The sequence below is a fragment of the Paraburkholderia sp. FW306-02-B genome, assembly GCF_058782725.1.
On record NZ_JBYSXZ010000001.1, the window covers coordinates 412,552 to 426,363 of the forward strand.

Consider the following 13,812-nt stretch of genomic DNA (forward strand, 5'->3'; position numbering starts at 1 on the left):
AGCCTTTTTCGCTTCACCTCACACGCGCCTTTCAGATGTATCCAAATCTATCTGAAACGCGCGAATGTGCATAAGTCAAGTCTTGACAGCGGATTTTTCGCCTTATACGGAGCCAAAAGCCCGCCGATATTGGATCGCTTCGCCGATCTGCGCAGCACTTGGCGTAGCTTCCCCTGCAAGGTCGGCGATGGTCCGGGCCACCTTCAGGACCCGGTAGTAAGCGCGCGCTGACCATCCGAAGCGCTCGCCTGCTTCGCGCAACAATGCTTCACCGGCTGCGTCGGGGCGGCAAACGTCGTCTACTTCACGCCCGCCCAGCTCGCGATTGGTTTTGCCCTGGCGTGCCAATTGCCGCGCCCGCGCCGCGCCCACCCTTTTCGCTATCGCCGCGCTCGCTTCTGCGCTGACTGTCTTGCGCGCGGACAGTTCTGCGGCGCCAAGCGCGGGAATCTCGATCTGGATATCGATCCGGTCGAGCAGCGGCCCAGACAGCTTGCGCAAATAGCGCGCCGCAATCTCCGGCGTGCAACGGCAACGGCCGTTGGGGTCGCCGCGCCATCCGCACGGACAAGGATTCATGGCGGCTATCAATTGGCAGGCCGCCGGGAAGTCCGCTTGCAACGCCGCGCGCGAAATCGTGATGCGGCCCGCTTCGAGCGGCTCACGCAGCGTTTCCAGTACATGACGGTCGAATTCTGGCAGTTCGTCGAGGAACAGCACGCCCAGATGCGCCAGCGTGATTTCGCCGGGTTGCGGTGGATTGCGTCCGCCGACCAGCGCCGCCGCGCTCGATGAGTGATGCGGCGCGCGAAACGGCCGTTGCCGCCACTGGGAAGGCGTAAAGCCGGACCGGCTGGCGGACAGCAAGGCGGCGGAGCTGAGCGCCTCGTCGTCGGTCATCGGCGGGAGCAGGCTTGGCAGGCGCGCGGCGAGCATCGATTTGCCCGCACCGGGCGGGCCCACCATCAGGACGTGATGACCGCCGGCAGCGGCGACCTCGAGTGCGCGGCGCGCGCCGCGCTGGCCGATCACGTCGGCCATGTCCGGGACCACCACGGGCGCGCTATCAGTAAGGTCCGGCGCGGCGACAGGATCGAGCCGGGCGTCGGGTGCTTCAGCCAGATGGGCGCACAGCGACGGCAGATCGGCGGCGCCGTAAACATCGACGCCGGGTACAAGCGCGGCTTCCGCGGCGCTGGCGGCCGGAAGATAAAGCTGCGCGGCGTGCTGAGCTGGCGTCCCAGCCGCCGACTGCTCGCCGGCGGTAATAGAGGCGCCGTTAGAAGCGCCGCTGCGTGCCGTCCCGCAGGCCATCGCGAAGGCGCCGCGCATTGGTCGCAGCGCGCCGGTCAGCGACAGTTCGCCAGCAAATTCACGGTGCAGCAACGATTCCGCCGGAATCTGCCCGCTTGCCGCGAGAATGCCCAGCGCGATCGGCAGGTCGAAGCGGCCGGACTCCTTCGGCAAATCGGCGGGAGCGAGATTGACCGTGATGCGCCGGACAGGGAAGTCGAAGCCGCAGTTTTGCAGCGCCGCGCGCACGCGCTCGCGGCTTTCGCGCACTTCCAGATCAGGAAGGCCGACGATCGAAAAAGAGGGTAATCCGTTCGCGAGATGAACCTCGACGGTTACTTCAGGCGCGCGGCCAGAGGCCGGCGCGCGACTGCGCACCACGGCAAGCGACATGTTTTCTCCCGTCGGACAGCGCGCTAAAAGCGCACCGGTCCCCTAAAACGCTGATGACGTCACGGCTCGCTTGCCAGTGATGTGCAGTAAAGATGCAGCCGATATACCGGCTGGTTCCTCGCCTTACGGCGTTTGCGTCGTCACCGGCAGCTTCTGCTCGAGTTCGGCGACGCGGCGCTCCAGTTCCTCGAGGCGTGCGCGGGTGCGCACCAGCACCTGGGTCTGCGTATCGAATTCCTCACGCGTGACCAGGTCGAGCTTCGAAAAACCCTGCGACAGCATGGCTTTGACGTTGCGTTCGACATCTTTGGCCGGCGAGTTCTTGAACAGCTCGCTCATGCGGGCCTGGAAATCGTTAAAGACATCGTTCGGTTGTTTCATGGTGTTCCCCTTGGTGCACAAAAAATGTGCATGTTTCGTTACGTCTGTGCTTTGTCACGGCGAATGATCGATGCTGGTGCATGACCGGCCGCCTGCCGCCGCCGCATGAGCCCCTTTGGTGCGCGGCCGTGTACTCGAAGCCTGCGAACACTCTAGCAACGATCCATGTGCCGCGCCAGCGTGCCCCGCCCACGTTGGCCATCCGGCCAGGGCCGCTTGCGCCCCTTTTGCAGCGCGCCGCGAGCGAAGTCTGACACAACTGGCATGCGAGTTGCTGTTACTGCCCCGCGCGCACTGTCGGGAGCTGTTTTCCGGCAGCGGAACGAGACCACGCGAACGGGTTACGGGTACGCAAACAGGTTACGCAACGGGTTACGCAACTTAGCGAGGGATGTCATGAAACTCATTACCGCAATCATCAAGCCGTTCAAGCTCGATGAGGCGCGCGAAGCCTTGTCGGCCATCGGCGTCTCGGGCATCACGGTGACGGAAGTCAAAGGCTTCGGCCGTCAGAAGGGCCACACGGAGCTGTATCGGGGCGCTGAATACGTGGTCGATTTCCTGCCGAAGGTGAAGATCGAGGCAGCTGTCTCGGACGACATCGTCGACCAGGCGATCGAAGCGCTCGAACGCGCGGCACGCACCGGCAAGATCGGCGACGGCAAGATTTTTGTCACGCCGATCGAGCAAGTGATTCGGATTCGCACCGGGGAGACCGGCGCGGACGCTCTGTAATACCAAAAGATAGCGACACAGATAGCGACAAGAGGAAACGAAAGATGCGCAAATTATTGATGTCCTTGCTGATGGCCGGTTCGCTGCTCGCGGGCGGTATCGGCGCCGCCCTTGCGGACGACGCTTCCGCCCCCGCAGCCGCTTCGGCCGCTGCTTCCGATACGGCGGCGAGCGCGCCGGCGCCTGACGCTTCGGCGGCACCTGCCGCTGCCGCGGCTTCGGCACCGGCCGCGGAAGCGTCCGCTGCACCGGCTGCCAGCGCCGCAGCCGCACCTGATGCATCGGCCGCATCCGCTGCCGCCGCGCCGGCAGCCCCGACCGCGCCGTTCTCGGTCGATTCGTCGAAGATTAATTCGGGCGACACCGCCTGGATGCTGACCTCCACCGCCCTCGTGCTGTTCATGACGATCCCGGGTCTGGCGCTGTTCTACGGCGGCATGGTTCGCAAGAAGAGCGTGCTCGCGACGCTGATGCAAAGCTTCGCGATCACCTGCCTCGTGACGATCATCTGGACCGTGGTGGGCTACAGCCTTGCCTTCACGCCGGGCGGCTCGTTCATCGGCGGCTTCTCGCGCGTCTTCATGGCCGGGATGAACTACATCCATGGCGACAAGGCGACCACGCTGACCGTCAGCCACCTGGCCCCGACGATCCCGGAAACGGTCTACTTCGTCTATCAGATGACGTTCGCGATCATCACCCCGGCGCTGATCACCGGTGCGTTTGCCGACCGTATGAAGTTCTCGGCGATGCTGGTGTTCATGACGTTGTGGTCGATCATCGTCTACTCGCCGATCGCACACATGGTCTGGGAACCGAGCGGCTGGCTGGCTAGTGCGGGCATCCTCGACTTCGCGGGCGGCACGGTGGTGCACATCAACGCCGGTATCGCGGGTCTGGTCTGCTGTCTGGTGCTCGGCAAGCGTGTCGGTTACGGCAAGGAAGTGATGGCGCCGCACAACCTCACGCTCACGCTGATCGGCGGCGCCATGCTGTGGGTGGGCTGGTTCGGCTTCAACGCGGGTTCGGCCGTGGCGGCTGACGGCCGTGCCGGTTTCGCGATGTTCGCAACGCAAGTGGCAACCGCGGCAGCAGCACTCGCATGGATGTTCGCTGAATGGGCCGCCAAGGGTAAGCCGTCGGTGCTCGGCATTGTGTCGGGTGCGGTTGCTGGTCTCGTGGCAATCACGCCGGCTTCGGGCTTCGTCGGTACGGCGGGCGCGCTGGTGATCGGTATCGTGGCAGGCGTGATCTGCTTCTGGTCGGCAACGTGGCTCAAGCACAAGTTCGGCTATGACGACTCGCTCGACGCGTTCGGCGTGCACTGCATCGGCGGTATCGTGGGTGCGCTCCTGACCGGCGTGTTCGCGGTCAAGGACATCGGCGGCGCGGACGGCAGCATCATTCTGCAAGCCAAGGGCGTGCTGACGACGCTGATCTACAGCGGCGTGGTGAGCTTCATCCTGCTGAAGATCATCGACATGGTGATGGGCCTGCGCGTCACGGAAGAACAGGAACGCGAAGGTCTGGACGTGAGCCTGCATGGCGAACACGTCGAATAAGGATTCCTTCTACGGAAGGTCAAGCTCCAAGGCTTGACGGATCGCAGGATTAAGCGCAGCGACTTTGGCCCGCCTTTATGGCGGGCTTTTTTCTTGCCGCGTATCTTGTTAACCGCAGATTTTCGCGCCTATCATGGCGATAGCGAGAATGCATTCGCATCCGCTTGCGAATGGAGAAACCGTCCCCAAATGGACAAAGCATTTGCTCTACAATCTTTTTTCTCCAGTCTGCGAGTGATCAATGGTTCCGCACCTAGTTACGGCGTTAAACGGCCCGCTGCTCGATCTCGAGCGGAAGATCCTCGACGCCACACCCGCCATCGAACGCTGGTTCCGGCTCGAATGGCAGGAGCACACGCCGCCGTTCTACTGTTCTGTCGATCTGCGTAACGCGGGTTTCAAGCTCGCGCCGGTCGATACCAATCTGTTTCCCGGCGCGTTCAACAACCTGCCGCAGGAAGTGTTGCCGCTTGCCGTGCAGGCCGCGATGGCATCGATCGAGAAGATCTGCCCGGACGCGAAGAATCTGCTGGTGATTCCCGAGCGCCATACGCGCAACGCCTTTTATCTTGAGAATGTCGCCCGTTTGGCCGCGATCATGCGCCAGGCGGGTTTGAACGTGCGTTTCGGCACGCTCGACGAAAGCATCGTCGGGCCGGTCACGATCGCGCTGTCGGACGGGCAGAAGCTCGTGCTCGAACCGCTCGAGCGCACGCCGCGGCGCCTCGGTCTGAAGAACTTCGACCCTTGCTCGATTCTGCTGAACAACGATCTGTCGGGCGGGATTCCGCCCGTGCTGGAAAATCTGCACGAACAGTATCTGCTGCCGCCGCTGCACGCGGGCTGGGCGGTGCGCCGCAAATCGACACATTTCTCCTGCTATGACGACGTCGCGAAGAAATTCGCGAAGATGGTCGAGATCGACCCGTGGATGATCAATCCGTACTTCGCGCACGTCGAAGGCGTCGACTTCCAGGAACGCACCGGTGAAGAAGCGCTGGCAGACGCGATCGACGGCGTGCTGAAGAAGATCGCCAGGAAGTATCGCGAGTACGGCATCTCCGAAAAACCGTATGTCGTCATCAAGTCGGATGCGGGCACCTATGGCATGGGTGTGATGACCGTGCACGATGCGTCGGAAGTGGCCGCGCTCACCAAGCGCGAACGCGCCAAGATGGCGGCCACCAAAGACGGCCTCGAAGTGCACGACGTAATCGTGCAGGAAGGCGTGTACACCTTCGAGCGCATCGGCGAAGAAGTCGCCGAGCCGGTCGTGTATATGATCGACCGCTATGTGGTGGGCGGCTTCTACCGCGTGCACGGCAGCCGTGAGCGCGATCAGAATCTCAACGCGCCCGGCATGCACTTCGTGCCGCTCGGCTTCGAGCATACGGCGCTGCCGGATGCGCACGCCAAGCCTGGCGCGGCGCCGCCGAACCGCTTCTATATGTACGGCGTGGTGGCGCGGCTGGGGTTGCTGGCCGCATCGGTCGAACTGGAAAAGACCGATCCGGAAGCGATTCAGGTCTGAGCGGCTGCGGCCGTTCAGACCCCAGCGCGGATGCCGCCGCGTCTCTTTAAACGATCAATGCCAGGCCCATAAGGGCGCACCGGAATTCCCATGGACATTCTTTTCATCGCCGATCCGCTCACGCAGTTCAAGATCTACAAAGACTCGACCTACGCGATGATGGCTGAAGCCGCGCGCCGCGGTCACACGCTATACACGTGCGAGCCGAAGCATCTGGCGTGGACGGGCGGCGACGTCGAGGCGAACGTGCAGCGCTTTGCGATTGTCGGCGACGGGGCGGACCTGCATCGCGACACCTGGTATGCAGCCGAAACGGCGGCGCCGCGAACGCTTAAGCGCTTCAGCGCGGTGGTGATGCGCAAAGACCCGCCGTTCGACATGGAATACGTGACGTCGACATGGCTTCTGGAACTAGCCGAGCGTGGCGGCGCGCGCGTCTTCAACAAGCCGCAGGCGATTCGCGATCACTCGGAGAAGCTGGCGATCGGCGAGTTCGTGCAGTTCGTCACGCCCACGCTGGTCACGCGCGACGCTACCCGCTTGCGCGCGTTCCATGAAGAGCACGGCGACGTGATCCTCAAGCCGCTCGACGGCATGGGCGGCATGGGCGTGTTCCGCGTGAAGGCCGACGGCATGAATCTCGGCTCGATCATCGAGATGCTGAGCCACGATGGCGCTCGCTCGGTGATGGCGCAAAAATTCATCCCGGAGATCAAGGACGGTGACAAGCGTATTTTGCTGATTGGTGGCGAGGCGGTGCCGTTTTCGCTCGCACGTATTCCTCAGGGCAATGAAGTGCGCGGCAATCTGGCCGCGGGCGGCTTGGGCATGGCGCGGCCGCTCACCGAGCATGACCGCAAAATCGCCGACACGCTCGCACCGGTGCTCGCCGCGCGCGGCCTGCTGCTGGTCGGGCTGGATGCGATTGGCGACTGGCTCACCGAAGTCAACGTGACCAGCCCGACCTGCTTCCGCGAAATCATGGAGCAGACTGGATTCGACGTTGCCGCAATGTTCATCGACGCATTGGAGCGCGCGGCAGGGTGACGGCGCGGCGCTTGAATGGCTGCCAGCGTCCCCAAACTGTGTAGTAAATCCGCATCAAGCGAGACGATGGCTTTAGCGCGAAAATGGCCCTGCTACAATGCCCGCTCTTCCGATCCAAGTCTGTCCAGGCCGATTGCACGGTGTCGCCAGGACCCCATGGGCATGGATGGCGGACAGTGAGCGAGCAGTTGCCCACAGTGCTTTAGGCGCTGCGGGCCGCTCGGCGAATGGTGCGTTCCGGCCCTCACGACCCACGGCCGGTCGAGGGCGCTTGCGAACCGGGCAGTGTGTCCCGGTCCACGGTTCGGGGCCGTTTTTTTGCTGTAAGGCTGACATGGCAGGCATTCTGATCATTGCGCACGCTCCGCTCGCCACCGCGTTGCGCGATTGCATTTCGCACATCTACGGTGGCTTGCCGGCTCGCATCGGCGTGATCGACGTATCGCCGGATTGCGATCCCGCACAGATGGTCGCGTTCGCGCACGCCGAAATCGAGCGGCTCAAGGAGGAAAGCGGCGCGCTCGTGCTCACCGACATGTTCGGCGCGACGCCGGCGAATATCGCTGGACGTCTCGCTTCGGTGCCGAATGTGCGCGTCCTGTGCGGCGTCAATTTGCCGATGCTGGTGCGCGCGGTCTGTTACCGCGCCACGCCGCTCGACACGCTGGTCGACAAAGCGCTCGACGGCGCCACCAAAGGCGTGCATGCAATCGGGCCCGCCACGCCGGCGCCGGTCGCGCCAGTTGCAGGTTCCGGCGACTGTTTGCCCGCCGTGCCGCCTGCGGCTTGCCCGACGCAGAAAGCCGGCTCGACTGGGTTGTAAGCATCGCGAGCGGCTTCAAACGATTTAGCTGGTTTGCAGTTTCACCTTTCACAACAACATTTACCCGCGCTTTCGGACCATCACATGCTGCAACAGGAAACGACTATTGTGAACAAGCTGGGGCTGCACGCGCGCGCGTCGGCCAAGTTGACGCAACTCGCAGGCAACTACCAGGCGGAAATCTGGATGAGCCGCAATGGCCGCCGCATCAACGCCAAGAGCATCATGGGCGTGATGATGCTGGCCGCGGGTATCGGCAGCACCGTGGTGATCGAAACGGAAGGCGCCGACGAAAAAGACGCGATGGACGCATTGTTGAAACTGATTGCCGATAAATTCGGCGAAGGTCAGTGAGTTCGCGCGTTCACGTTGCTTAGGAGCAAAACGCCGCGGCTGTCCGCGGCGTTTTTTTTAGCGCGTGACAATCGACGATCGGTGGATGATTTGGCGCCGTCGCTTACGGTAATTCGTGCTGCGCTGCACACAGTGCTGTCGTACCTGCAAAGAGCGCGGAATTTATAATGGCCAAGAGAGTCTGAGAGCATTGCAGCGGTTTGCCGCGGCATTACACAACTAGAGGAGGTGCGCGTGTCATTCACGCTGCATGGAATTCCCGTGTCACGCGGTATCGCCATCGGGCGGGCTTATCTGATCGCCCCGGCTGCACTTGACGTAGACCACTATCTGATCGAACCCGCCCAGATCGAAGGGGAGGTCGAGCGCTTCCGCTCGGCCCAGCAACTCGTGCATCACGAGCTCGACGCGCTGCGCGCCGATCTCGCGGCGGACGCGCCCAGCGAAATGGGGGCGTTCATCAACGTTCATTCAATGATCCTGAACGATGCGATGCTCGTGCAGGAGACCATCGATCTGATCCGTACGCGCCGCTACAACGTCGAGTGGGCGCTGACCGAACAACTCGAGCGCCTGTCGCGCCATTTCGACGATATCGAAGACGAATACCTGCGGGAGCGCAAAGCCGACATCCAGCAGGTGGTGGAGCGCGTGCTGAAGGCGCTCGCCGGCGCTTCGGTTGCGCTGGTGGACGGCGTGCACGGCGCTTGCGACGAGATGATCGTGGTCGCGCACGACATCGCGCCGGCCGACATGATGCAGTTCAAAACGCAAACGTTTCAGGGTTTCGTCACGGATCTCGGCGGCCGCACTTCGCATACGGCGATCGTCGCGCGCAGTCTGGGCATTCCGGCTGCGGTCGGCGTGCAGCACGCAAGCGCGCTGATCCGCCAGGACGACCTGATCATTGTCGACGGCGATCATGGCATCGTGATCGTCGATCCGGCGCCGATCGTGCTTGAAGAGTATTCATACCGTCAAAGCGAAAAAGAGCTCGAGCAGCGCAAGCTGCAGCGCCTGAAATTTTCGCCGACGCAAACGCTGTGTGGCACACGCATCGAGCTGTGCGCGAACATCGAGTTGCCGGACGACGCGCGCGCGGCGATCGATGCCGGTGCGACCGGCGTCGGCCTGTTTCGTACCGAGTTCCTGTTCATGAATCACAAGGACCGGATGCCGGAAGAGGAGGAGCAATTCGGTGCCTACCGGCGCGCGGTCGAGCTAATGAACGGCTTGCCGGTAACGATCCGCACGATCGACGTCGGCGCCGACAAGCCGCTCGATTCGATGGGTGGGGGTGATGGCTATGAAACCGCCGCGAACCCTGCCTTGGGCCTGCGGGCGATCCGCTGGAGCCTTTCAGAGCCGCAGATGTTCCTGACGCAGTTGCGGGCGATTCTGCGCGCGTCGGCTTTCGGCACGGTGAAGGTTCTGATTCCGATGCTCGCGCACGCGCAGGAGATCGATCAGACGCTCGATTTGATTCGCGAAGCCAAGCGCCAGTTGGATGATGCCGGAATCGCCTACGATCCGAACGTGCAGGTCGGCGCGATGATCGAGATCCCGGCTGCCGCGATTGCGCTGCCGCTCTTTTTGAAGCGGCTCGATTTCCTGTCGATCGGTACCAACGATCTGATCCAGTACACGCTGGCGATCGATCGCGCGGATAACGCCGTCGCGCATCTGTACGACCCGCTGCATCCGGCGGTGCTGCATCTGATCGCGTTCACGCTGCGCGAGGCGAAGCGGGCCGGGGTGCCGGTGTCGGTGTGCGGCGAAATGGCGGGCGACCCGGCCTTGACGCGTCTCTTGCTCGGCATGGGCCTCACCGAGTTTTCGATGCATCCGAGTCAGTTGCTGGTCGTCAAGCAGGAAGTCCTGCGCTCGCATCTGAAGACGCTGGAGAAGCCGGTGGCCGACGTGCTGGCCTCGTTCGAACCGGAGGAAGTGCAGGCGGCGCTCAAGCGTGTGGCGCTGGCCTAAGCGGTGTTGCTAAGGAAGCGCCGCGCGGTCGCGGCGCTTTCGTCAATTTCATTCAGTTCAGGTGCTTTCCCCCGCACACCGGGCAATCCGGCTGGCGCGCAATGCGCATCGTGTTCCATTCCATCCGTAGCGAATCGAGCATCATCAGGCGGCCCACCAGCGGCGTACCGATTCCCCCGATCACCCGTAGCGCCTCGGCGGCCTGCATCGAACCGATGATGCCGACCGTCGGCGCGAACACGCCCATCGTCGAGCACGCGACTTCCTCGAACGGCTGGTCTTCCGGGAATACGCACGCGTAGCAGGGCGACGTTTCGTCGCGGAAATCGAAGGTGCTGATCTGGCCGTCGAAGCGCAATGCCGCGCCAGACACCAGTGGCACGCCGTGCTTCACGCAGGCGCGGTTGATCGCGTGGCGCGTCGCGAAGTTATCGGTGCAATCGAGCACGACGGTGGCGTGCGGCACTTCGCGGTCGAGCCACGCGTCGTCGACACGTTCGGCCACCGCGTTCACCACCACGTCAGGGTTGATCCGCGCGATCGCGTCGCGCCCCGACTCCACCTTCTTGCGCCCGACCGAGTCCGTCACATGCAGAATCTGCCGCTGCAGATTGGTCAGATCGACCGTATCGGCGTCGACCAGCGTCAGGCGGCCGACGCCTGCGGCCGCCAGGTACATCGCAGCCGGCGAACCTAGCCCGCCCGCGCCGATAACGATCGCGTGCGCGTCGAGAAAGCGCTGCTGCGCCTCGATGCCGATTTCGTCGATGAGGATATGGCGGGAATAGCGGAGGAGTTGATCGTCGTTCATGGCGGGGCGCGTGAGGTGGATCGCGCGATGGAAGGCAGGACCGATGGCCTGCAACGCGCGTTTTCGTTGTGGTTATTTTAATCGCGCGGGGAGCGTGTCTTCGCAGCATTCAGCGCTGCGAAGACACCTCGGGTTTGATGCTTACTTGGCCGGGGCAGGCGCCGCGGCCCCAGCCGGCGCCGATGCGCCCGGCACCGGTTGCGTCGGCTTCACCGCGACTGGCGCGGAGGCCGACGTAGCCGGCTTGTTCTGCGCCAGACGCCGCTCGGTCAGCGACTTCGATTCCTGCACCGGCTTGCTCTCCAGCTTGTTCAACGCCTGCTGCAGCATGAAGTCGTCGGTCGAACCGAATTCGACCGGCTTGCGCTCACGATCCTTCTGGCGTTGTTCCGGCGTCTTCTTGTCGTTCTGCTCTTCAAGCTGACGCAGCTGGTCCATGCGCTCCTGTTCGCGCTGTTCCGCTTCCTTCTTCTCGTTCGGGTCCTGCGTGTTCGCAAGGTGATTCGAGTAGTCGACTTCGCGGGTTACGAGTGCGTCGTCCGGATCGCCTTCCGCGTATTGATCCACTGCGATGTCAGGACGGATGCCCTTGTTCTGGATCGAACGACCGCTCGGCGTGTAGTAGTACGCGGTGGTCAGGCGCAGTGCGGTCTCGGCCGTCATCGGCCGGACGGTTTGCACCGAACCCTTGCCGAACGTGGTCTTGCCGACAATCAGCGCACGATGCTGATCCTGCAGCGCGCCCGCGACGATTTCCGAGGCCGACGCCGAGTAGGCGTTGGTCAGCACGATCATCGGCACCGTCTTGAAGATCGGCGCTTCGTCCTTCAGCGGATCGCCGTCGAAAGACTGCAGACGGTAGTTGTCGTACGTATCGCGATAGACCTGTTTCGAATCCGGGATCTGGCCGTTGGTGGACACCACTACCGAATTCGGCGGCAGGAACGCGCCCGCGACGCCGACCGCGCTTTGCAGCAGGCCGCCGCCGTTATTGCGCAGGTCGAGCACGAGGCCCTTCAGATTCGGCTGTTGACGCGCGATGTCTTGCAGTTTTGCGGCCAGATCAGGCGTGGTGCGCTCCTGGAAGCTGGTGATGCGCACGTATGCGTAGCCCGGCGCGAGAATCTTCATCTTGACCGACTGGACCTTGATGATCGCGCGCGTCACCGTCAGCGGGAACGTGCGGTCGTCGGTCTTGCGGAAGATGGTCAGCGTGACCTTGGTGCCCGGTTCGCCGCGCATCTGCTTGACCGCCTGGTCGAGCGTCATGCCGCGCACGGGTTTGTCGTTGATGCGGGTGATCAGGTCGCCCGGACGGATGCCGGCGCGGAACGCCGGGGTGTCTTCGATCGGCGAGATCACCTTGATCAGGCCGTCTTCAGACGAAATTTCGATCCCCAGACCCGCGAAGCGACCCTTGGTCTGCTCCTGCAGCTCGTCGTAATCGGTCTTGTCGAGGTACGACGAGTGCGGGTCGAGGCTCGACACCATGCCCTTGATCGCGGCGGTGAGCAGCTTCTTGTCGTCGACCGGTTCGACGTACTCATGCTTGATTTGCCCGAAAACTTCGGCGAAGAGCCGGAGCTGGTCCAGCGGCAGCGGCGTGGCCGTGCTGGTGCTGGCGGGTTGCTGGGCCGAGGCGGAAAGTTGCAGCGTGGCAAATACGCCGGTAGCAAGGCCCGCGGCGATCAGGCCGATATTTTTCAGGTTCTTTCGCATAGAGTCTGTTGCGGTCGGAAGCGCGTGGCAGCGTCGATAGAGATGGGGACGGACAAGTATAACTGCACACCAGCCCAGTCAGGGCGCGACGCAGGCAATCATGATTCGACCGCGCCGGCCGGGCCTGGTTCGGGAGTTTGGGGCTGCAACGCCGAAGTAACGTGCCGTAACAGGCGGATCGCGGCCGCAAGCGCGCTGGACACGATGCGGGCCGCGCTTACCGGTATGTGTTGCCGGCAGGCGCCGCCCGTTTGCCGCGCCTTGCTGCATTGTTCAGCGCAGGGCTGCGGCAGCTCGACGGAATCAGCCCGCCTTGCCTTGGCTTGCGACAGCGGCTTGCGCCTTCGCGATCGCTTCCTGGTCGCCCAGATAATAGTGCGTGATCGGCTTCAGGTTCTCGTCGAGTTCATAAACGAGCGGCACGCCGTTCGGAATGTTCAGGCCGACGATGTCGTCGTCCGAAATGTTGTCGAGATACTTCACCAGCGCGCGGATAGAGTTGCCGTGCGCGGCGATCACCACCTTGCGGCCCGACTTGATGGCCGGCGCGATCGACTCGTTCCACAAAGGCAGAACGCGCGCAACGGTGTCTTTCAGGCACTCCGTGAGCGGCAATTGCTCGCGCGGCACCTTCGCGTAGCGCGGATCGTTATAGGGCGCGCGTTCGTCCGACGGATCCAGCGCGGGCGGCGGCGTGTCGTAGCTGCGGCGCCAGACCAGCACCTGTTCGTCGCCGAACCTGGCGGCGGTTTCGGCCTTGTTCAGTCCCGACAGCGCGCCGTAGTGGCGTTCGTTCAGACGCCATGAATGCACCACCGGCAGATACATCAGATCCATCTGGTCCTGCACGTGCCACAAGGTGCGGATCGCGCGCTTAAGCACCGACGTATAGGCGATATCGAACGTGTAGCCGGACTCCTTCAGCAGCAGGCCGGCTTGCTGCGCTTCGCGATTGCCCTGCTCGGTCAGGTCGACGTCGACCCAGCCCGTGAAGCGGTTTTCCTTGTTCCACGTCGATTCGCCGTGGCGGATGAGAACGAGTTTGTACATGAGATTGCCGGTCGGTAGTAAGGAAGCGGTAAAGCGCTGCGAGGCCCGTCTTGAGGAGCGCCGCCATCGCGTCAAACGGTTATTTTATAATGGGCGAATTGCCCTTTTCGATTTCTCTCTTTTTCGGCGG

General features: G+C 63.0%; 12 protein-coding genes. 7 read left to right on the forward strand and 5 right to left on the reverse strand.

The annotated features are described in order from the left end of the window. Positions 1-102: 102 nt before the first annotated feature. Positions 103-1,686: a YifB family Mg chelatase-like AAA ATPase gene (locus AC3WOG_RS01805; RefSeq protein ID WP_492576382.1), complete on the reverse strand. Its 1,584-nt coding sequence runs from the start codon at positions 1,684-1,686 to the stop codon at positions 103-105. 123 nt (positions 1,687-1,809) lie between these two features. Next, positions 1,810-2,067 carry an accessory factor UbiK family protein gene (locus AC3WOG_RS01810; RefSeq protein ID WP_154564624.1) on the reverse strand — a complete coding sequence of 86 codons (258 nt, stop codon included), beginning with the start codon at positions 2,065-2,067 and terminating at the stop codon, positions 1,810-1,812. Between the two features lie 396 nt (positions 2,068-2,463). Here AC3WOG_RS01810 and AC3WOG_RS01815 point away from each other — a divergent pair, with 396 nt between their 5' ends. The 7 genes from AC3WOG_RS01815 to ptsP all read left to right on the forward strand — a co-directional run bounded on the left by AC3WOG_RS01815 (position 2,464) and on the right by ptsP (position 10,102). Further along, complete coding sequence (locus AC3WOG_RS01815) at positions 2,464-2,802, forward strand: P-II family nitrogen regulator (RefSeq protein WP_006048089.1); 339 nt, start codon at positions 2,464-2,466, stop codon at positions 2,800-2,802. A gap of 44 nt (positions 2,803-2,846) precedes the next feature. After that, positions 2,847-4,364 carry an ammonium transporter gene (locus tag AC3WOG_RS01820; RefSeq protein WP_492576386.1) on the forward strand — a complete coding sequence of 506 codons (1,518 nt, stop codon included), beginning with the start codon at positions 2,847-2,849 and terminating at the stop codon, positions 4,362-4,364. Positions 4,365-4,605: 241 nt separating this feature from the next. Continuing rightward, a complete protein-coding gene (gshA, locus tag AC3WOG_RS01825) occupies positions 4,606-5,895 on the forward strand; it encodes a glutamate--cysteine ligase (RefSeq protein ID WP_492576387.1) in 1,290 nt (429 codons plus the stop codon). 90 nt (positions 5,896-5,985) lie between these two features. Further along, a complete protein-coding gene (gene gshB / locus AC3WOG_RS01830; protein WP_492576388.1) occupies positions 5,986-6,942 on the forward strand; it encodes a glutathione synthase in 957 nt (318 codons plus the stop codon). Positions 6,943-7,276: 334 nt separating this feature from the next. Beyond that, positions 7,277-7,765 (forward strand): PTS sugar transporter subunit IIA, encoded by a 489-nt coding sequence (locus AC3WOG_RS01835; RefSeq protein ID WP_492576390.1) that lies wholly within the window; start codon positions 7,277-7,279, stop codon positions 7,763-7,765. Positions 7,766-7,849: 84 nt separating this feature from the next. After that, on the forward strand, positions 7,850-8,119 hold the full coding sequence (locus AC3WOG_RS01840; protein WP_492576391.1) for an HPr family phosphocarrier protein: 270 nt from the start codon (positions 7,850-7,852) through the stop codon (positions 8,117-8,119). Between the two features lie 234 nt (positions 8,120-8,353). Then, positions 8,354-10,102 (forward strand): phosphoenolpyruvate--protein phosphotransferase, encoded by a 1,749-nt coding sequence (gene ptsP, locus AC3WOG_RS01845; RefSeq protein WP_492576393.1) that lies wholly within the window; start codon positions 8,354-8,356, stop codon positions 10,100-10,102. 52 nt (positions 10,103-10,154) lie between these two features. Here the strand turns inward: ptsP and AC3WOG_RS01850 are convergent, their stop codons facing one another. The 3 genes from AC3WOG_RS01850 to gpmA form a co-directional block, all read right to left on the reverse strand. Further along, positions 10,155-10,913 carry a HesA/MoeB/ThiF family protein gene (locus AC3WOG_RS01850; RefSeq protein ID WP_492576394.1) on the reverse strand — a complete coding sequence of 253 codons (759 nt, stop codon included), beginning with the start codon at positions 10,911-10,913 and terminating at the stop codon, positions 10,155-10,157. Positions 10,914-11,054: 141 nt separating this feature from the next. Beyond that, positions 11,055-12,632 (reverse strand): S41 family peptidase, encoded by a 1,578-nt coding sequence (locus AC3WOG_RS01855; RefSeq protein ID WP_492576396.1) that lies wholly within the window; start codon positions 12,630-12,632, stop codon positions 11,055-11,057. A 303-nt stretch (positions 12,633-12,935) separates the two neighbouring features. Next, positions 12,936-13,682 (reverse strand): 2,3-diphosphoglycerate-dependent phosphoglycerate mutase, encoded by a 747-nt coding sequence (gpmA, locus tag AC3WOG_RS01860; protein WP_492576398.1) that lies wholly within the window; start codon positions 13,680-13,682, stop codon positions 12,936-12,938. Between the last annotated feature and the right edge of the window lie 130 nt (positions 13,683-13,812).

Coding starts and splice junctions, on each gene's coding strand:
- AC3WOG_RS01805 (WP_492576382.1), bottom strand. CDS start 1,686: ATGTCGCTTGCCGTGGTGCGCAGTCGCGCGCCGGCCTCTGGCCGCGCG.
- AC3WOG_RS01810 (WP_154564624.1), bottom strand. CDS start 2,067: ATGAAACAACCGAACGATGTCTTTAACGATTTCCAGGCCCGCATGAGC.
- AC3WOG_RS01815 (WP_006048089.1), top strand. CDS start 2,464: ATGAAACTCATTACCGCAATCATCAAGCCGTTCAAGCTCGATGAGGCG.
- AC3WOG_RS01820 (WP_492576386.1), top strand. CDS start 2,847: ATGCGCAAATTATTGATGTCCTTGCTGATGGCCGGTTCGCTGCTCGCG.
- gshA (WP_492576387.1), top strand. CDS start 4,606: ATGGTTCCGCACCTAGTTACGGCGTTAAACGGCCCGCTGCTCGATCTC.
- gshB (WP_492576388.1), top strand. CDS start 5,986: ATGGACATTCTTTTCATCGCCGATCCGCTCACGCAGTTCAAGATCTAC.
- AC3WOG_RS01835 (WP_492576390.1), top strand. CDS start 7,277: ATGGCAGGCATTCTGATCATTGCGCACGCTCCGCTCGCCACCGCGTTG.
- AC3WOG_RS01840 (WP_492576391.1), top strand. CDS start 7,850: ATGCTGCAACAGGAAACGACTATTGTGAACAAGCTGGGGCTGCACGCG.
- AC3WOG_RS01850 (WP_492576394.1), bottom strand. CDS start 10,913: ATGAACGACGATCAACTCCTCCGCTATTCCCGCCATATCCTCATCGAC.
- AC3WOG_RS01855 (WP_492576396.1), bottom strand. CDS start 12,632: ATGCGAAAGAACCTGAAAAATATCGGCCTGATCGCCGCGGGCCTTGCT.
- gpmA (WP_492576398.1), bottom strand. CDS start 13,682: ATGTACAAACTCGTTCTCATCCGCCACGGCGAATCGACGTGGAACAAG.